This window comes from Sorangium sp. So ce367, assembly GCF_051520455.1.
Taxonomy (GTDB): Bacteria; Myxococcota_A; Polyangia; order Polyangiales; family Polyangiaceae; genus Sorangium; species Sorangium cellulosum_B.
In genome coordinates, this window is the sequence record NZ_CP150334.1 from 9,521,884 (window position 1) to 9,539,429 (window position 17,546).

The 17,546-nt window shown below is 70.0% G+C and carries 14 protein-coding genes; 5 read left to right on the forward strand and 9 right to left on the reverse strand.

Going from position 1 to position 17,546, the window contains the following annotated elements:
• Positions 1-177: 177 nt before the first annotated feature.
• Both WME97_RS36140 and WME97_RS36145 read left to right on the forward strand, forming a co-directional pair.
• The gene (locus WME97_RS36140) at positions 178-399 is read left to right on the forward strand and encodes a hypothetical protein (RefSeq protein WP_437544503.1); all 222 of its coding nucleotides are present in this window, start codon (positions 178-180) and stop codon (positions 397-399) included.
• On the forward strand, positions 386-1,606 hold the full coding sequence (locus tag WME97_RS36145; RefSeq protein WP_437544505.1) for a DUF790 family protein: 1,221 nt from the start codon (positions 386-388) through the stop codon (positions 1,604-1,606). Before WME97_RS36140 ends, WME97_RS36145 begins: the two co-directional genes overlap by 14 nt.
• A gap of 43 nt (positions 1,607-1,649) precedes the next feature.
• Here WME97_RS36145 and WME97_RS36150 read toward each other — a convergent pair whose 3' ends face one another.
• Positions 1,650-2,726, reverse strand: coding sequence for a PHP domain-containing protein (locus tag WME97_RS36150; protein ID WP_437544507.1), 1,077 nt, complete (start codon positions 2,724-2,726; stop codon positions 1,650-1,652).
• A 192-nt stretch (positions 2,727-2,918) separates the two neighbouring features.
• Between WME97_RS36150 and WME97_RS36155 the strand changes: the two genes are divergently transcribed.
• On the forward strand, positions 2,919-4,028 hold the full coding sequence (locus tag WME97_RS36155; protein WP_437544508.1) for a glycosyl transferase: 1,110 nt from the start codon (positions 2,919-2,921) through the stop codon (positions 4,026-4,028).
• Between the two features lie 20 nt (positions 4,029-4,048).
• Here WME97_RS36155 and corA read toward each other — a convergent pair whose 3' ends face one another.
• Positions 4,049-5,254, reverse strand: coding sequence for a magnesium/cobalt transporter CorA (gene corA / locus WME97_RS36160; protein WP_437544510.1), 1,206 nt, complete (start codon positions 5,252-5,254; stop codon positions 4,049-4,051).
• Between the two features lie 272 nt (positions 5,255-5,526).
• Here corA and WME97_RS36165 point away from each other — a divergent pair, with 272 nt between their 5' ends.
• Positions 5,527-6,852 (forward strand): hypothetical protein, encoded by a 1,326-nt coding sequence (locus tag WME97_RS36165; RefSeq protein ID WP_437544512.1) that lies wholly within the window; start codon positions 5,527-5,529, stop codon positions 6,850-6,852.
• 39 nt (positions 6,853-6,891) lie between these two features.
• Here the strand turns inward: WME97_RS36165 and WME97_RS36170 are convergent, their stop codons facing one another.
• Positions 6,892-7,311, reverse strand: a complete 420-nt coding sequence (locus WME97_RS36170; RefSeq protein ID WP_437544513.1) for a GFA family protein — start codon at positions 7,309-7,311, stop codon at positions 6,892-6,894.
• Positions 7,312-7,536: 225 nt separating this feature from the next.
• Between WME97_RS36170 and WME97_RS36175 the strand changes: the two genes are divergently transcribed.
• Positions 7,537-9,081 carry a hypothetical protein gene (locus WME97_RS36175; RefSeq protein ID WP_437544515.1) on the forward strand — a complete coding sequence of 515 codons (1,545 nt, stop codon included), beginning with the start codon at positions 7,537-7,539 and terminating at the stop codon, positions 9,079-9,081.
• A gap of 103 nt (positions 9,082-9,184) precedes the next feature.
• On the opposite strand, the gene WME97_RS36180 is transcribed toward WME97_RS36175, so the two are convergent.
• The 6 genes from WME97_RS36180 to WME97_RS36205 form a co-directional block, all read right to left on the reverse strand.
• Positions 9,185-9,451, reverse strand: coding sequence for a GxxExxY protein (locus WME97_RS36180; RefSeq protein WP_437544517.1), 267 nt, complete (start codon positions 9,449-9,451; stop codon positions 9,185-9,187).
• A gap of 216 nt (positions 9,452-9,667) precedes the next feature.
• Positions 9,668-11,896, reverse strand: a complete 2,229-nt coding sequence (locus WME97_RS36185) for an NADP-dependent isocitrate dehydrogenase (RefSeq protein ID WP_437544519.1) — start codon at positions 11,894-11,896, stop codon at positions 9,668-9,670.
• 406 nt (positions 11,897-12,302) lie between these two features.
• Positions 12,303-13,538, reverse strand: coding sequence for an ATP-binding protein (locus WME97_RS36190; protein WP_437544520.1), 1,236 nt, complete (start codon positions 13,536-13,538; stop codon positions 12,303-12,305).
• 21 nt (positions 13,539-13,559) lie between these two features.
• Entirely contained in the window at positions 13,560-15,257 is a 1,698-nt protein-coding gene (locus WME97_RS36195) for an ATPase domain-containing protein (protein WP_437544522.1), read from the reverse strand.
• Positions 15,258-15,707: a hypothetical protein gene (locus WME97_RS36200; protein ID WP_437544524.1), complete on the reverse strand. Its 450-nt coding sequence runs from the start codon at positions 15,705-15,707 to the stop codon at positions 15,258-15,260.
• Positions 15,704-17,182, reverse strand: a complete 1,479-nt coding sequence (locus WME97_RS36205; RefSeq protein WP_437544526.1) for an ATPase domain-containing protein — start codon at positions 17,180-17,182, stop codon at positions 15,704-15,706. Before WME97_RS36205 ends, WME97_RS36200 begins: the two co-directional genes overlap by 4 nt.
• Positions 17,183-17,546: the final 364 nt, after the last annotated feature.

Below are 17,546 nucleotides of genomic sequence, written 5' to 3' on the forward strand. Positions count from 1 at the left end.
TCGCCCCGCTGAAAGGCTTCCTCGGCCGCCGCACAGGCGGCCGAGAGGTCTGTCATGTCGGGCGTCTTGGGCCCGCTCTCCGTCGTGGGGCCGGAGTATGGCGCACCTCGGCGCGGCGGTCGTGCCCTTCACTATCCGGTTGGCACGCGGCCCTGCCTGCGGCAAAAGAGCGTGCCGATGACCGAGCCGGTTCCCACAGCGCCGATCGTCGTGAGCTTCCAGGGCGGCGCGCTTCGCGTCGTGAGCATCGAGCGCCCCCGGGATGCGCTGTTCCGCCTCGGGCTTGCCGCCACCCCCGAGCGCGCCGACGGCAGGGGCCACGACGACCTCGTCGTGGCCCTCGGCACGAGCGAGCAGCGGGTGAGCGACAAGCGCCGGGAGCACATTGCTTACCAGTGACCTCGTCCGCGTCCGCCGCCGGGGCGGGCTGGTCGTGCCGCAGTACCTCCGCGGGGCGGCCGCCGAGCGCCTGTTGCCGGTCGCGCGGGCGTACCTCGACATCCTCTCGCAGCGCGTCGGCGAGCGCCGCGACGACGTCGAGGCCGCGCTCGACGCCATCGAGGTGCCCGCGCGGGATCGCGTGGCCTCGCTCGGCCTGAGGAAGGTGCTCGAGGACGGCTGCGAGTACGAGGTGCAGGAGGGCGTCGATCCCGAGGCGCTCCGGCGCGAGCTGTTCCACGCGGCGGCGGCGGCGCACCGCGCCCTCGACGTCCGCGCCCGCTTCGACCGGGCCGCCGTGCTCGACGAGGTGGCCGCCCGGCTCGGCACGACGCCCGCCGCGATCGAGGCGGGCCTCTACGCCGACCTGCGCGGCGCCGAGATCCTCCGGCGCGCGGCCGCGGACGCGCCCGAGATCCTGCTCGATCGATACAACCTGGCGCTGGCGCAGTCGATCCTCCTCCGGGCGACGCAGGTGACGATCCGCATCGAGGGGGAGAGCGCCCAGCGTTACCGGCGGATCTTCCGGGCGGCGCGCTTTCACGGGCTCATCCACGTGGTCCAGGGCGATCCGGTCTCCGGCTACACGATCGCGCTCGACGGCCCGTTCAGCCTGTTCGACGCGGTGCAGCGGTATGGCTTGCGGCTCGCGATGTTCCTGCCGTCGGTGCTCGCGTGCGCCTCGTTCCGGCTGCGCGCCGACCTGCGCTGGGGGCGCGACAAGGAGCCGCTCGCCGTCGAGATCGGCCCGGCGGACGGCCTCCTGTACCACGGGCGCGAGCTCGCGGAGACGACGCCCGAGCTGGACGCGTTCTGCGAGGGGTTCAGGAAGCTCGGGTCGCCCTGGACCGTGTCGCCGAACGAGCGGCTGTTCGCGCTGCCCGGAGAGGTGGTGTGCGTCCCTGACCTGGTGTTCCTGAACGCGGAGACCGGAGAGGAGGTGTACCTCGAGGCGTTCGGGTTCTGGAGCCGAGACGCGGTGTGGCGGCGCGTCGAGCTGATCCGGAAGGGGTTTCCGGCGAGGATCCTGCTCGCGGTCGGCAAGCAGCTCCGCGTGAGCGAGGAGGTGCTGGGCGACGACGAGGCCGGGGAGATCTATGTCTACCGGGCGACGATGTCGCCGCGGGCGGTGCTGGCGCGGCTGGACGGGAAGCGCGGGGGGGCGTGAGCCGCTGCGGAGAGCAATCCGGCGCCGCGACGCCCTCGCTGCCCTACTCCACGGTCGCGTACGCCGGCGTCCACGCCCGCTTGCCGTCCGGCCGCGTGACCCGCGCCCGCACGTACCGCTCCCCGCCGCGGAGCCGGTACGTCGCCCGCCCCTCCGCGGGCTGCTGCCGCTCCAGCACGAGCCCGCCGCGCCCGACGAACTCGACGACCGCGCCCGCCGCCACCGGCCAGACCGAGAACGCGTCCCCGGCGATCGCGATCCTCCGCAGCCTCGCCCCGGACGACGCGTAGAGCCGTCCCCGGGCGAGCGCGCTGCAGATCGCGGCGCGCGACGCCTCCCGCGAGAACACCTCGATGAACCCGCGGCCGGGCCCCGCGGGCGGCGCGCCCGAGCCGGCCGTGAGCTGGTGCAGATCGTCCACCGCGACGCCGACGATCCCCCCTCCCGCGGCGCCGCGCATGGTCAGCACCGCGTCCCATAGCGCCTCGTGCGACGGGCGCGTCGCGTCGCCGTCCGTGTACACGTACGGGTGCCCGCTGTGGATCTCCAGGAGCTCCGCCGCGGGCGCCGCCAGGAGGTCGCCGGCGGACAACGACCCGTCGAAATTCGGATGGTTGATGAGCGCCACGCCCCCCTCCGCCCACACACGCCCGATCGCCCACTTCAGCGCCTCCCCCTTGGTCAGGAAGGCGCCCCCGCCGATCGTCGCCCGCGTGCAGAGCGCGTTCACGTGCACGGCCTTCCCCTCGGCCCACATCGTGACCTCCTCGCCGGGGATCACGGCGAAATTCGACGTCGACGACGGGTCCTGGAACATCGCAGGATCGACGCGCTGGTTGTGGTCTGTCAGCGCCACGAAGGAATACCCGTTCTCGCGGTACCAGCGGACGACGTCGCGCGGCTCGCTGTCCCCATCGCTCAGGGACGTGTGCGTGTGGATGTTCCCGCGCTGGAACACCTCCACGTCGAGCGCCTTCTCGAAGCGCGGGCGGCCCGGCGGTCCGTGCCCTCCGGGAGCAGAGCCCGAATCGGGCGAGGCGCGCTCCGCCCTGCCGGCGAGCGCGAGGAGCGCCGCTGCGCCGATGAACAGGAGAGCACTCCAGCGTCCGCGCATGTTCATTGCAATGACATGGAGAGTATACAGAACGCCAGGGCCGCGACCAATTCGCGGAGAGCGCGCCCACACCTCCGCCGCCGCGCGTTACCTCTCCCGCTCTCCGGCGCGCGCGAGGTGGCGCACGCATGCGCGCGCCGCCTCCTCTTCAATTTTTAATGACCCCGGTCCACCGGCGTCCGGCGGCATACTGCTCCCGTGACGCTCCCCCTCCTCGCGCTCGTCATGATCGTCAAGGACGAGGCCCCCTCCATCCGCGAGACCCTCGCCTCGGCCAGGCCCCACGTCGACCGGTTCACCCTCCTCGACACCGGCTCCACCGACGGCACACAGGCCCTCGCGCGCGCCGCCATGGCGGGCGTCCCCGGCGATCTCGTCGAGGAGCCCTTCGTCGACTTCGGCGCGACGCGCAGCCGCGCCCTCGACCTCGCGGGCGACGCGGCCGTGTTCACCCTCATGCTGAGCGGCGACGAGCGCCTCGTCGCGGGCGGCGCGCTCCGTCGCTTCTGCGAGGAGCGCCGCGACGCGTCGGGCCCGGGGCACGGCGCCTACCACGTCCGCGTGCGCTACGGCGATTCCGTCTACGACTCCGCCCGGCTCGCCCGCGCCTCGGCCGGGTGGCGCTACGTCGGCGCCACCCACGAGGTGCTCTCCAGGGAAGGCGAGCCGCCCCCCTCGATCCGCGTCCCCGACGCCCACATCGTCCACGACCTCTCTCGCCGCGACGCCGCCGCCCAGACCCGGAGGTGGCAGCGCGACCTGGAGCTGCTCTCCGCCGCGCTGGCCCGATCCCCCGGCGACGGCCGCGCCGCCTTCTACCTCGCGCAGACGCTGGAGTGCCTCGGCCGGCACGCGGAGGCGTTCGAGGCCTACGGGCGGCGCGCCGCGCTCGGCGGCTGGCAGGAGGAGGTCTACGAATCGCTGTTCCGCATGGCGCGTACCGCCGCCGCGCTCGGGCGCCCCTGGCCCGAGGTGCAGCAGCGCTACCTCGACGCCCACGCCCACAGCCCGCACCGCGCCGAGCCGCTCTTCGCCGTCGCCTGGCACTGGTACGGACAGCGGTGCTGGCCGCTCACCTACCTCTTCGCCTCCCGCGGCGCCGCCCTCCCCTTCCCCGCCCAGGCCACCCTCTTCGTGGACGCCGAGGTCTACGAGCACAAGCTGCTCGACCTCGTCGCCACCAGCGCGTTCCACGTCGGCGAGCTCGCCGCCGGCGAGGCGGCGCTGCGCAAGGCCCTCGCGCGCCGCCCCGGCGATCCGCGCCTGCTCGGGAACCTCGCGTTCTACGCGCCCGCGAAGGAGCGCTGACGCGCCGCGCTCGCCGCCGCTCAGGCGCCGTCGTCGTCCTTCCTGATCCAGCCCTTGCGGCGATAGTACGTGAGCAGCCCGACGACGCTCGCCAGCATCAGGCACCATACGAACGGATAGCCGTAGTACCAGTCGAGCTCCGGCATGTTGTACGGCGAGCTCTCGTGGTGGAAGTTCATCCCGTAGATGCCCGCAATGGCGGTGACCGGGAGGAAGATCGTCGAGATGATCGTGAGCACCTTCATGATCTCGTTCATCCGGTTCGACATCCCGGAGAGGTGGAGATCCATGAGGCCCGAGCTGAGCTCGCGGTAGGTCTCGACCATGTCCATCAGCTGCACCGCGTGATCGTACGTGTCGCGCAGGTAGAGCCGCGTGTCCTTGGAGATGAGCGGGTTGTCCTCGCGGAGCAGCGCGTTGACGAGATCGCGCTGCGGCCAGATGGCGCGACGCAGCGTGAGCAGATCCCGCTTCAGATCGTGGATCGGCTTCGACATCCGGCGCTTCGCGTCGATCACCTCGACCTCCAGGTCCTCGATGTGCTCGCCGAGCCGCTCGAGCACCGGGAAGAAGCCGTCGACCACCGCGTCGAGCAGCGCGTACGCCAGGTAATCGGCGCCCCGCTCCCGGATCGAGCCCCGGCCGGAGCGGATTCGCTCCCGCACGGCCTCCATGACGTCCCAGTCGGCCTCTTCCTGCACCGTCAGGACGAAGCTCTTGCCGACCAGGATGGCCAGCTGCTCGGTGCGCAGCACGCAGCGCTCGTTGACCTGCGCCATCCGCGCGATGATGAGGACGTGCTCGCCGCCGTAGACGTCCGCCTTCGGCCGCTGGGGCACGTTGACCATGTCCTCCAGCGCGAGCGGGTGGACACGGAAGATCTCGCCCAGCCGCTCGAAGGTCCCCTTGTGCCCGAGCCCCCGGACATCGACCCACGTGATCGAGGGCCTGTCGTCCGTGAGGTAGGGGATGCACCCGTCGACGCTCTGGATCTCCTTCTCGGACACGACCTCGGCGTCGTAGTCGATGACGAAGATCTTCGGCCGCTGCGTCTCCTCGATGACGAGCGTCCCGGGCGGCGACGCCGGCGGCGGCTCGTGCACGAGCCGGTCGCGCTTGGGCCGCAGCGTCGTCCGGTCGGGGTCGGCCTTCTCCTGGACCCAGGAGGCGCGCGGCTGCGGCGCGCTGCTGCGCCGCGACTCGGGGGGTAGCGTGGAGCTCGTCACGGGGGCGTGATGGTAGACCAAGATCCCGTGGCATCGAGCGTGGGATGACGCGTTGGATGACGCGTGGGAGCTAGCGCGCTCTCCCGCTCGCTCCGCGCCGCCGGGTGGCGTATGCTGATCGGGCCGCGGAGGGGAGTTGCTGGTCGGGCCGCGGCGGGGAACGGGCGCTCGCAGGGCCGCCTCTTCCTCCCTGTCCCTGCTGGCCGGGGGAGCGCGCGACGCGCGCCGGCCTGCGCCTCGCGCCGCCGCGCGCCCTGCCCTTCCGGATGCCCATGGGAACGACCCTCGACATCGCGATCGGCCTCGTCAGCGTCTTCTTCCTGCTCAGCGTCCTCTGCTCGGCCATCCACGAGGCGCTCGCCGGCGTGCTCCGGCTGCGCGCGATCAACCTGGCGCAGAGCATCGAGATCATGCTGGCCGACAGCGAGCTCGACGCGCACGTGAAGCAATCGCCCGGCGCCGCCGACACAGCCGCCCCCAAGAGCTCCCCGCTGGAGCAGGTCATGAAGCGCGCGGCGCGGCGCGCTGTCGAGCTCGTCCGCACCCGGGTGATGCCAGGGCCGCTCCCGAGCCCGCTCGCGGCGAAGCTCCGCGAGCACCCGCTGATCAAGGATCTCAAGTACGGCTGGGTAGGGCCGTCCTACATCCCGTCGCACGCGTTCGTGGCCGCGCTCATCGACACCCTGCGGCACGTCCCCTGGCCCGACAGCGCCGCGGCGCCGCCCGCGCAGGCCGGCGCCACGCCTTCGCAGACCGGCGCCGCGCCTGCGCCGGCGGGCGACGCCGCTTCCGCGCCCCTGCAGCAGGCGAGCGACGGCGTCCCTTCGCCGCAGGCGAGCGCCGCCGCGCCGGCGCAGGGCGAGATCGCGGCGGCGCCGAGCCGCGACGAGGACCCGCTCGATGAGCTCAAGCAGATCATCCGGAGCATGCCGCCGAAGAGCGATCTCCGGCGCGCCCTCGCCACGATCGTCGACTCCACGGTCAAGGACATGCGCGAGGCCAACATCCGGCTGGAGCGCTGGTTCAATGACGCGATGGACCGGGCCGCCGGCCGGTACAAGCGCCGCGCGCAGCTGATCATCAGCGCGACGGCGCTCGTCCTCTGCGTCGGGTTCAACGCCGACAGCATCCGCCTCGCGGGCGCCCTCTCGCGCGACGCGGTGGTGCGCGCCCGGTTGATCGCGGCGGCGCAGGAGATCGCGAAGTCGCCGCCCCGCGCCGCGCCCCAGGCCGGCGGCACCAACCAGAACGAGGACATCATGGCCGCGATCGCCGAGGGAAGCGGCGCTCGCTCCCGGCTCGCCGGGCTCGACATCGAGATCACCTGGGGCGTGAAGGCCCCCGAGCACACGAGCGTCCCGAAGCTCTGGAGCGCGATCGCTGCGATCCTCGGCCAGGGCATCGTCGGCTGGATTCGCGGGGTGCTCGACAGGCTCATGACCCCCGGCATCCTCATCACCGCGGCAGCCGCCTCCCTCGGCGCGCCGTTCTGGTTCGACCTGCTCAACAAGCTCGTGAACCTGAGGACCGTCGGCAAGAGCCCCGAGCCTTACGAGCCCCCCAAGGGCGCCGGGCCGGACAGCAGCGTGACCCGCTGACCGTGCACCCCACTCAAGGGGACGACATGCCCGGTCTTCCTACCACGACGCTGGAAGCTCGTCGTGGGTGGGAAGCCCTCCGCTGGCGCACCCCCACGGCGCTCTCGATCCCCAGAAGATGTGATCCGTCGGAGAGATGGGCGGCGCTGTATCCAGCGAACCGGCCGGGACGACCACGATGTTGCCGTCGCGCCTCAGGCGCGGGACGGGACACCCGCAGTGACTGCAAAACCACTTCCCGAAGCGCTTCGCCGTGGGCAGCTCATAACGCGTGATGGCCTCTTCCCCTGACAGCCATCGGAGCTGGCCGGGATCGACCGCCAGATTCGTGGCGTGGCCCGTGCCCGTGCCTTTGCGACACCGCGAGCAATGGCAATGGACCATCAACTTGAACGGCGGATCGACCTCGAATGTCACCGCCCCGCAAAGGCAACCCCCGTGAATGCTGGACTCGCTCATCTGCTCTCTCCAGGCGCCTGACGCCGCGATGGAATTGGGATGCTCAGCTTATCCGATCTGGCCGGCGCGGATCGAGCTCGGTCCGCCCGACGCGCCCGGAACACGACGCCGTGGCCGCCCCGACACGCGCCGTGGCCGCTCCTTGGACGGGCAGCGACGGGCAGCGGCATTTCGCCCGTGCCTCCGACCTGGTACGCAGGCTGCTTAGATCCAGGGGACCGGACCATGAAGACCTTGAGCGCTTGCTTTCTGCTGGGGATTCTCGTTGGCTGTCAGAAATCCGAGGAGGCCGGCCTGCCGGCGGCGAGCTCGGGGCCGAGCGCCGGCTCGAGCGCTCCCGCGGCGGCCGCCGCGGAGACAGCGTCGCCGGCCGCCGCGGAGGCGGCCTCGTCGGCCCCCGCGCCCGCGACCGCGGCGCCCACCGAGCCGGCTCCGTCGCCGACCGCGCCGGCGTCTCCTGGTGCGCCGGCGTCCTTCAAGGACGGCCGGAGCGAGGCGATCGCGGCGGCCGTCGGCCTCGGTTGCGAGGCGAAGAGCCTCGACGGCTGGCTCGAGCTGCTTTGCCGGAAGAAGAACGGGACCGGCGGGCACCCTGTTCGCGCGGTGATCCACGATCCGAGCGCGGAGGCCGCGGCCGAGAAGCCGAGCGAGCCGGTGGCGGCCGACGACGCCGGCGAGGCGCCCGACGCGGGCCCGTCGAACGAGGTCCTCGCCGACGAGCGCGGCGAGCTCCGGCTCGTCGCGCCGTTCCGGGCCGAGGCCAAGCAGACCGTCACGCTGGAGTGGACCGACACGCGCTACGAGCTCCAGATCGACGGGACGAGCGCGAAGCTCGACTGGGCCGGCTCCGTGGTGTCGCACCGGCGCGCCTGCCAGGAGCTCCTCGATCAGAACCGGGCGCGCATCTCGGGCGCGCAGAAGCTCGAAGGGCCCGAGAAGGTCTCGGCGGCCGAGGCGACGCGCCTGCCGAAGTTCGGGGTCTGCCAGCCGGCGGGGCTCGGCTCCTGGGCGCTGTCGCTGACGCGCTTCGCGGGCGCCGGCGAGGGCGCGGCGCGGGCGCTCGCCTTCGACATCGAGGTCGTGCGGATCGACCTCGAAGGCAAGCGCTTCGCGGCGCCGCTCGGGACGATCGAGGTCGCGCCCGGCGGACTCGCGATCTCCGCGTTGAGCGTCTATGACTTCGACGACGACGGCAACGACGAGCTCATCGTCCCCTACGAGCTCAACGCGGTTGTCGCGGGCGCGAAGCCGGCGGCGCCGAGCCCGATCTGGACGTTCTCGAACGGAGCGGTGTCCGCCTATGCGAAGGCCCCCAGCGTCTCCGGCGGCCTCGGCATCGAGCACCTCGATCACGACATGCGGCCGGACATCGGGAGCTACGGTCCCTTCGTCGCGTGGCTCGGCGCGGACTGCGGCGTGAAGAGCTGCCCGCCGCGCGTGACCGGGCCGAAGTTCTATTTCCACTCGGTGCAGGACGGCTCGTTTTCAACGACCGACGCCAGCGCGACCGGGGCGCTCGGCCGCGCGTGCGGCAAGAAGCCCGCGGCGATCGTCGTGACGGCCGGCAGCGGCGTGAACGTCGCTCAGACGGCCAAGAACCTCGTCTGCGCGCGCGCGCTGGGCGCCACGCGGGAGGCACTCGAGGGCGAGCTCACGGTGAAGCGCGCGGACCTCTGCGGCGGCGCGGCGACCTGCGCGCTGTCGAGCACCTTCGAGTCCTGGCTCGACGCGGCGCTGCCGGCTGAGCTGGGGAGCGCCGCGAAGCAGTGAGCGATGCAAGGATTTCGACGTCCTAGCGCCCGCCTCCATGTCGAGGTCGGGCGCCGGGGCGCGGCAAGCTCCGGGCGTGCTGTGGCGTCTCACGGGAAGAGAATTAACGCAAAGACGCAAAGACGCAAAGACGCCAAAAGGCAGAGAGAGTGAGCTTGGCGTTCACGGCTGCAGACCTCTGACGGTTCAGCCCTCGCGACGAGGGCTCAAAGGCGAACGCCTCCTCGTACACGGACTCGAGCAACCCAGGCCCTCCCAGCGTGCGATGGACCTCGATCGCCGCGTCCACCACGACCTCGGCGACATCGTTCTCCTCCATTGAACCCACATCTCTTTTTGCGTCTTTGCGTCTTTGCGCCTTTGCGTTCATTCTCTTCTCATAAGGCGCGACAAGTCGCCCGGAACTTGCCCCCTCGTACGCCAGCGCGAGCGACAAGAACCCGCGAAACCATTGCGGTCGGAGATCGCTGGACGTGCGTTGCACCACCGACACGGAGGCGTGAGTCGATCGTACGGTGGTTGAACGGCCGCGACCGCCGAGCGCGTCGCCTGTGGACACGCGCGCTCGGCGGGGACCCCGCGCGGCTCAGGAGAAGCCGTCGATGGCCGCGTTCAGCGTGGCGCTCGGCCGCATCGCGGCGAACGTCTTCTTGTCGTCGAAATGGTAGTACCCGCCGAGGTCGACGGGCTTACCCTGCGCGCCGATCAGCTCGCCGTCGATCTTGGACTCGTTGTCCGTCAGCGTCTGGGCGAGCTTGCCGAATTTGGCCGCCAGCTCCTTGTCCTCGGTCTGCTTGGCGAGGGACTGCGCCCAGTAGAGCGCCAGGTAGAAGTGGCTGCCGCGGTTGTCGATCTCGCCGACCTTGCGCGCGGGGCTCTTGTTGTTCTCGAGGAACAGGCCGATCGCCGTGTCCAGCGCCTTGGCGAGCACCTTGGCCTTGGCGTTGTTGGTCTTGCTGGCGAGGTCCTCGATCGAGACCTGCAGCGCCAGGAACTCACCGAGCGAGTCCCAGCGCAGGTAGTTCTCTTTCTGCAGCTGCTGGACGTGCTTCGGCGCCGAGCCGCCGGCGCCGGTCTCGTACAGGCCGCCGCCGGCCAGCAGCGGCACGATGGAGAGCATCTTGGCGCTGGTGCCCAGCTCCAGGATCGGGAACAGGTCCGTCAGGTAGTCGCGCAGCACGTTGCCGGTGACGCTGATGGTGTCCTTGCCCTCCTTCATGCGGCCGAGCGTGAACTTGATCGCCTCCACAGGGCTCTTGATCGGGAGCTCCAGGCCCTTGGTGTCGTGCTCGGACAGGTAGGCCTTGACCTTGGCGATCAGGTTCTTGTCGTGGGCGCGGTTCTCGTCCAGCCAGAACACCGCCGGGGCGCCCGTGGCGCGCGCGCGGGAGACGGCCAGCTTGACCCAGTCCTTGATCGCGATGTCCTTCGTCTGGCAAGCGCGGAAGACGTCGCCGGCCTCGACCTCCTGCTCCAGCAGGGCGTTGCCGGAGGCGTCGACGACGCGCACCGTGCCGCTCTCGGCGATCTTGAAGGTCTTGTCGTGTGAGCCGTACTCCTCCGCGGCCTGCGCCATGAGCCCCACGTTCGGCGAGGTGCCCATCGTGCGCGGGTCGAACGCCCCGTACTGCTTGTGGAACTCGATCGTCGCCTGGTAGATGCCGGCATAGGAGCGATCGGGGATCGTGAACTTGGCGTCGTAGAGCTTGCCATCCGTGCCGTACATCTTGCCGCTGGAGCGGATGGCCGCCGGCATCGAGGCGTCGATGATCACGTCGGAGGGCACGTGCAGGTTGGTGACGCCGCGGTCGGAGTCGACCATGGCCAGCGTCGGGCGTTGCTCGTAGACGGCCTTGATGTCCGCCTCGATCGCCGCCTTCTCGTCTGCCGGCAAGCCCTGGATCTTCGTGTACAGGTCGCCGATGCCGTTGTTCGGGTCGAAGCCGACCTTGGCCAGCGTGGCCGCGTGCTTCTCGAGCGCCTCGGCATAAAACACGCTGACGGCGTGCCCGAAGAGGATCGGGTCGCTGACCTTCATCATCGTGGCCTTCAGGTGCAGGGAGAACAGCACTCCCTGCTTCTTCGCGTCCGCCACCTGCTCGGCGTAGAACGCGCGGAGGGCCCTGGCGCTCATCACGCTGGCGTCCACGACCTCGCCCGCCTGCACCTTGACGCTCGCCTTGAGCACGGTCGTCTTGCCGCCGGCCACGAGCTCGATCTTCAGCTCCTGCGCCTTGTCGACAACGACGGACTTCTCGCTGCCGTAGAAGTCACCGCCCGACATATGAGCGACGTGGCTCTTCGAGTCGCGGCTCCACGCGCCCATCGAGTGCGGGTGCTTCTTGGCGTAGTCCTTGACGGCGGGCGAGGCGCGACGATCGCTGTTGCCCTCGCGCAGGACGGGGTTCACGGCGCTGCCGAGCACCTTGGCGTAACGCGCCTTGACCGCCTTCTCCTCCTCCGTCTTCGGATCGGAGGGATAGTCCGGCACGGCATAGCCCTGCTGCTGCAGCTCCTTGATGGCGGCCACGAGCTGCGGGATGGAGGCGCTGATGTTCGGTAGCTTGATGATGTTGGCGTTCGGCGTCTTGGCCAGCTCGCCGAGCTCCGCCAGGTGGTCGCCTAGCTTCTGGTTGTCCGTCAGGCGCTCGGGGAAGTTGGCGAGGATGCGGCCCGCCAGGGAGATGTCGCGCGTCTCGACCCGGACCCCGGCGGCCTTCGTGAACGCCTCGACGATCGGGAGGAGCGAATAGGTGGCCAAGGCCGGCGCCTCGTCCGTCTTCGTGTAGATGATGGTAGAATTTTGCGTTTCCACTGTATTCTCGAGGGTTGAACGGGTCGGGATTGTTGGAAAGGTTTCGCCCGGTGCCAAGGGCCCGTCGCACCGGCACAATGCCTGGCACCGAAATTTGCGCAAGCCCCTGGCTCCGGGCCGAGGCGCCGCCGACCTGGCCCGCCGGATGCACGAGCGGCGGGCCGTGGCAGAGCCGCCGCCGAAGCGCGGCGCAGCGCGTAAGTAGAAGAAGCCGGCCCGCAGCGCGATGCGGTGTGCGCGACGAGCGGATCGGGCGGCATCGCGGGCGTCAGCTGGCGAGGTCGCGGGGACCCTGGAGCGCATTCGGGCGCGACGCAGTGCGCAAAACTGGCCTCGGCGGGCCGCAGGCCCACTTCGCCCTTGGCTCGTTGTAGATCATTCCGTGGGACGAGCGCCTGGGCGCGGATCAGCCGCCGCCGCTGGCGGGTGTCTCCGCGACCGGCAGCGTGACGAAGAACGCGCTGCCCCGTCCGACGCTGGACTCGACCCAGATCCGGCCGTCGTGAGCCTCGACGATCCCCTTCGCAATGGAGAGCCCGAGCCCGGTACCCGCGCGGGCGGTGGGGCGGGCCTGCCAGAAACGATCGAAGATCAGCGGGATGTCCTCTTGTGCGATCCCGAGCCCGGTGTCCGTCACGGAGAGCGTCACCTCGTCGCCGAGGGATCGTGCCCGGACGGTGATCTCCCCGCGCGCCGGCGTGAACTTGACGGCGTTCTCCAGGAGGTTCGAGAGGACTTGCTGCAGCCGCACCGGATCGGCGGAGACGGCGGGGAGGTCGGCCGCGAGCTCGTTCGTGAGACGCAGGAGCTTGGCCGCCGCGAGCGGCCGGATGGCGTCGACCGCGTCGCCCACGAGCGGCGCGAGCGGAATCGGGCGCCGCTCGACCGAGAGACGTCCGGCCTCGATGGCCGCGGCATCGAGCAGGTCCCGGATGAGGCGGCTCATCCCCTCGGCGGATCGCTTGATGACGTCGAGTCGCTCGCGCGACCTTCCACTAAAGTCCGCCCCCCCTCTCAGAAGCTCGATGCTCATGATCATCGCGCTCAGAGGGGCCCTGAGGTCGTGAGAGACGACGGCGACGAGATCCTCTCGGGCGCGCGTGGCGCTCTGGGCCTCCTGGTAGAGCTGCGTCGCGCGCTCGGCGAGCTGATGCTCGCGGAGCCCGGCGAGGACGAGCGCCTCGTTGGCCTGTCGCACCTCGGCGGCCATCTGGGCCAGCTCGATGCTCGCCGTCACCTGCGCCGTCGTGTCGATGAGGCGCACGCAGAGGCCCCGTGAGCATGCCCGCCCGTCGAGGACGGGGGACACGACAGCGAGGCAATGGCCCGTCCGCCCCCCCGCGGCATAGACGAGATCGCTCGCGAGATCGGTGAGCCCGCTTCGATGGACGCGGTCCTCGATCTCGGCGAGCGTGCCGGCGTCCTGGAGGAGTGTGACGAGCGGCTCGCCCTTCATCTCTTCAGGCGATCTCTGCATGAGCTGGCAGAGCGCCCGGTTCGCGTAGCGCACGACGTGCTTCGGCCCCCCCGTGAACGCGGTCGGCAGGGGCGAGGATTCCGCGGCGCGGCGCAGGAGGGCCTCGGTGCCCGGCAGCGCGGCCCTCCGCTCGGACGGTCTCTTCGCCTTCCGCAGCGGATTCATCTCCCCAGCCTTGCCCCTCCTCTACTCTCGGCCGAGCGCGCGCGCCAGCGGCCGGTAGATCGTCTTGCCCTCCTCGACGACCGTGATGGCGTAGCTCAGCTTGACCAGCCGATCGAGCGCACTGCCGAGCTTCGCGCCCCTCCAGCCGAGCGCGGCGGTGATCTCCTCCTGCGTGGCCTCCTTCGCCTCCAGGAGGAGCTGCAGCAGCATGTCCTCCTCTTCGGTGAGCCCTGGATACGCCGCGCGCTCGCGCTGCGCGCGCAGCTTCGGCTCCCCGGTCAAGATGCCTTGGTACTGTGTGAGCGGCTCCTTGATCACCATCCCCCTCGAGGTGATCGCGAACTCGTACAGCTCGGCCGAGTGATAACTCCTCCGCATCTTGACGATCGAGAGCACCTTCTTCAGCGCGCCGTTGATCTCCGCGTAGCGCAGGATGACGATGTTCTCGGTCAAGAACGAGACAGCGTGGGGGCTGAAGCGCAGCTCGTGGAACGACTCGGTGACCTCGACGGTCATGAGGATGGTGACGCCCGCGCCCGTCAAGGCCCCCATCATGCGATAGAGCGACTCCCGGAAGTCTTCGCGGAAGGCCGGCGCCAGGGCCACCTCGAACCCCGTGAGCGAATCGATCACGAGCCGCTTGGCGCGCATCTCCATGACCGCCTGCTGTACTTCCTGGAGCGTCTCGTCGACCGAGAGGTCGAGGGGCCGGAGCGAGATGATCCTGAGCGCACCGCGCTTCACCAGGCCGTCGAGGTCGAAGCCCATCTCCCCCGCGCGAGCGATGTAATCCTTGGGGTGCTCCTCGAAGACCACGAGGACGCCGGGCTCCTCCGGGGTCGCGCCCGAGACGAAGTGGGTGCTGAGGCACGTCTTGCCGCAGCCCGAGGGCCCCGCGACGAGCATGGTGTCCCCGAGGGGGATCCCGCCGCCCATCGGCCCGTCCAGCCCGGGGACGCCGCTCGAGACGCGGTGGCTCGAGTCGACCCTCTCGCTCTCCGCCATCCTCTTCAGGACGCGCGGGAAGACGTGGAGGCCGTCGCGGTCGATCCGGAAGGTGTGGAGCCCAGGCATGGACGCCTGGCCGCGGAGCTTCATGACCTGGAGCTTGCGGACGATGGAGTTCCGCTCCCTGCTCTGGCTGAGCCAGAAGATGCTGTCCGCGACGGTGAAGATCGGGTTGTCCTGCATCTCCGCCTCGAGGTACTCGCCGACGAGGAAGGTCGTCGCCTGCCAGCTCGTGAGATGAAGCGCGAGGCGCTGCAGGAACGATTGCAGCTCCATCTCGCCCGCCTCGCGCAGCACCCGCGCGCGAACGACGGTGCGGAAGGAGTCCACCACCACGATGGCGGGCTCCGTCTCCTTCACGATCTGCACGATCCTGTCGATCACCTTGCCGAGGTCCTGCTGGAGCACCTCCTGGCTCAGATCCACGAAGCGAATGGGATCTCCCACCTTCCTGGCGTCGAAGAACGACATCTGCCGCAGGTAGCGCAGCATCTTGAGGGCCGGCTCGCCGAGGACGGTGAAGTAGAGGGCTCTCCTCTCGGCCGTCGCGCTGCTGAACATGATCTGATGGGCCAGCGTCGTCTTCCCCGACCCCGGCTCGCCCGCGATCAGGTTGAACGAGTACTCGGGCAACCCCCCGCCGAGCACGTCGTCGAGGCCCGGGACCCCGGTCGACAGACGCGTGAACGGCGTATCTCCGGTCGTGCTCATCTACTTGCCCCCCGTGGTGGAGGATCCACGGCTCTCTCCAAGTCGCGGCACCTCCGTCCAGATCCGCTGGACGATCCGCAGCGTGAGCTCATCGCCGATGAACGTGAAGAGCAGCCCGATGAGGTGCGCCAGCAAGGCTGTCATGCCGTCGATCACGGCCGGCGCGCCCTCGCGCTCGACGCGCCCGGCCAGCCCCTCGAAGACCACGTTCGACCTCGCCGGAACGACGGCGGTCTCGAGCCAGCCGTGCTCCGGCTGCGCCAGGTGGACCGCGCGCCCGACGAGCGCCTCGACCCCCGCCACGCCGACGATGTTCCGCAGCGCCTCGTGGAGGCGCTGAAAGCAGCCCTCGACGCCCCGCGCGATCTCCTCGGGAGCCTCGCGCTCCCCGATCTCGTGCTGCATGATCCTGCGCGCCACCTCGAGCGCATCGGGGCTCGGGCTCATCACGGGGGCCCTCCCATGGAAGAGGGCGCCGAGCGCTTCACCCGCATCTCCGAGGGCATGCGGGCTATCCCCGAGAGGACCCCTTCGCCGCTCTCCATGACGGTGAGCACGTGGAGGCCGTCGTTCGAGATCTCGTACTGCCGGATCGTGCGGTCGTGCGCGGTGTCGCGCATCTTGAGGATGGAGAGGATGCGGTAGAGCTCACTGCGGAACTCCACGTATCGGAGGAGGATCAAGTTCTCGCCCAGGCTCGCCAGCGGAGAGTCGGAGAATTCGAGCTCCGGGCCGGTGACCTGGCTGATCTCCCGCGTGACGAGCGCCGTCACGTCACGGGTTCGAAGCACCTCCGCGAAGCAGGTGAGGACGCTGCGCCGGCGCCGCTCGTCGGGCACGGCTTGCTCGATCTCGGCGATGCTGTCCAGCGCGAGCCGCTTGGGGCCGAAGTCCTCGATTTCCCGCAGCATCTCGCAGAGCAGCTCGTCCGCGCCGGTGTCGATCGGGACGCGATGGAGGACGCGGACGAGGCCCTGCTCGACAGGGGTCGCCAGATCCATGCCGAAGGCGCGCACCTTGTCGATAAGGAGGCTCGGCGACTCTCGATAGCCGACGATGAGGCCCTTTTCACCTCGTCCGGCGCCATCGAGGATGTACTGCAACCCCACGAGCGTCTTGCCCGTCCCGGGGGCGCCCGCGAGGAGCGTCACGCTGCCGCGGGGCAGCCCTCCCGACAGCATCTTGTCGAGCTCGACCTGCCCGAGCGGCAGCCGCTCCTGGTGGAGGCCGCTGTCGGAAGGCGCCGTGAGGGCCTCGATGCGTGGAAAGATGCTCACGCCGCCGGGATCGAGCCGCATCGTGTGGATGCCGAGCATCGGAGAGCGCCCTCGCACCTTCTGGACCTGGACGGTGCGCATGGCCTGGGTGCCGACGTTGATCTGGGCCAGGAGGATGATGCAGTCGCTCATCGTGAGCTCGGGCGACATCCCCGCGCCCGGCTCGAGCCGGCCGCTGCCGGTGCTGGTGATGATCGTTGTGCATTCGAGCCCCGCGAGCGCCACGGCGAGCTCGTAGATGAACGTCCGGATCTGAGCGGTCCCGGCATGGAGGTCGCGGATCGTGTCGAGGCCGTCGATGACGAGGAGGCTCGTCCGATGGTCCTTCACCGCCACGATGAGCGCGTCGAGCGTCCGGTCGAGCCCTTCCTTGATGATCGGATAAACGTGCAAGAGGAAGAGTTGCTTTCCTATCCTGCTCTCGTCGAAGAACGAGAAGGACCGGAGGTGCCGGGCGAGCCGGGCGGGAGGCTCCGAGAGCGTGGAGACGTACACGACGTTCTTGTTCGAGGACGCGGCGCGAAAGGCGATCTGTAACGAGAGCGTCGTCTTTCCCGACCCGGGCGGCCCCATGACGAGGATGACGTCGCCCTCGGGGACGCCGCCGCCGAGGAGCCGATCGAGGTTCGGAACGCCGCTCTCAAGCATATCTGGCGGATCCACCGCTCGTCCTGGCCCGCGCTGCGGTGCCTCGCCGTCGTATAAGTAAGCCCGTCAAGCTGACCAGCAAGCGGCAAACCACGTGTTCGCGGCGTGCAGCGACGGCTGGGTCGGTCCGTCGGGCTCCGCGGGCGTGGCGCGGCGGGTTCGGCCACCTGCACAGCAGAGGACCGAGCGTGTCGACGGCTGCCGCGAGCACGATTCTGACGTGATGCGCTGGAAGCTGCCCCGAAGGTGGGGAAGAGGACCAACTCAGCGTGAGACGGAAGCCGGATTTGTCTATCGGCCCACAAGAGCAGGCGCGAGGTCGGGATCCCGGAATCCAGACAAGGTCCATCAATCGCCAGCACCC

Excerpts from the sequence above, each read along its gene's own strand:
- WME97_RS36205 (WP_437544526.1), bottom strand. The coding sequence starts at position 17,182 with ATGCTTGAGAGCGGCGTTCCGAACCTCGATCGGCTCCTCGGCGGCGGC.
- WME97_RS36140 (WP_437544503.1), top strand. The coding sequence starts at position 178 with ATGACCGAGCCGGTTCCCACAGCGCCGATCGTCGTGAGCTTCCAGGGC.
- WME97_RS36180 (WP_437544517.1), bottom strand. The coding sequence starts at position 9,451 with ATGAACGCAAAGGCGCAAAGACGCAAAGACGCAAAAAGAGATGTGGGT.
- WME97_RS36195 (WP_437544522.1), bottom strand. The coding sequence starts at position 15,257 with ATGAGCACGACCGGAGATACGCCGTTCACGCGTCTGTCGACCGGGGTC.
- WME97_RS36175 (WP_437544515.1), top strand. The coding sequence starts at position 7,537 with ATGAAGACCTTGAGCGCTTGCTTTCTGCTGGGGATTCTCGTTGGCTGT.
- WME97_RS36165 (WP_437544512.1), top strand. The coding sequence starts at position 5,527 with ATGGGAACGACCCTCGACATCGCGATCGGCCTCGTCAGCGTCTTCTTC.
- WME97_RS36170 (WP_437544513.1), bottom strand. The coding sequence starts at position 7,311 with ATGAGCGAGTCCAGCATTCACGGGGGTTGCCTTTGCGGGGCGGTGACA.
- WME97_RS36150 (WP_437544507.1), bottom strand. The coding sequence starts at position 2,726 with ATGAACATGCGCGGACGCTGGAGTGCTCTCCTGTTCATCGGCGCAGCG.
- WME97_RS36190 (WP_437544520.1), bottom strand. The coding sequence starts at position 13,538 with ATGAATCCGCTGCGGAAGGCGAAGAGACCGTCCGAGCGGAGGGCCGCG.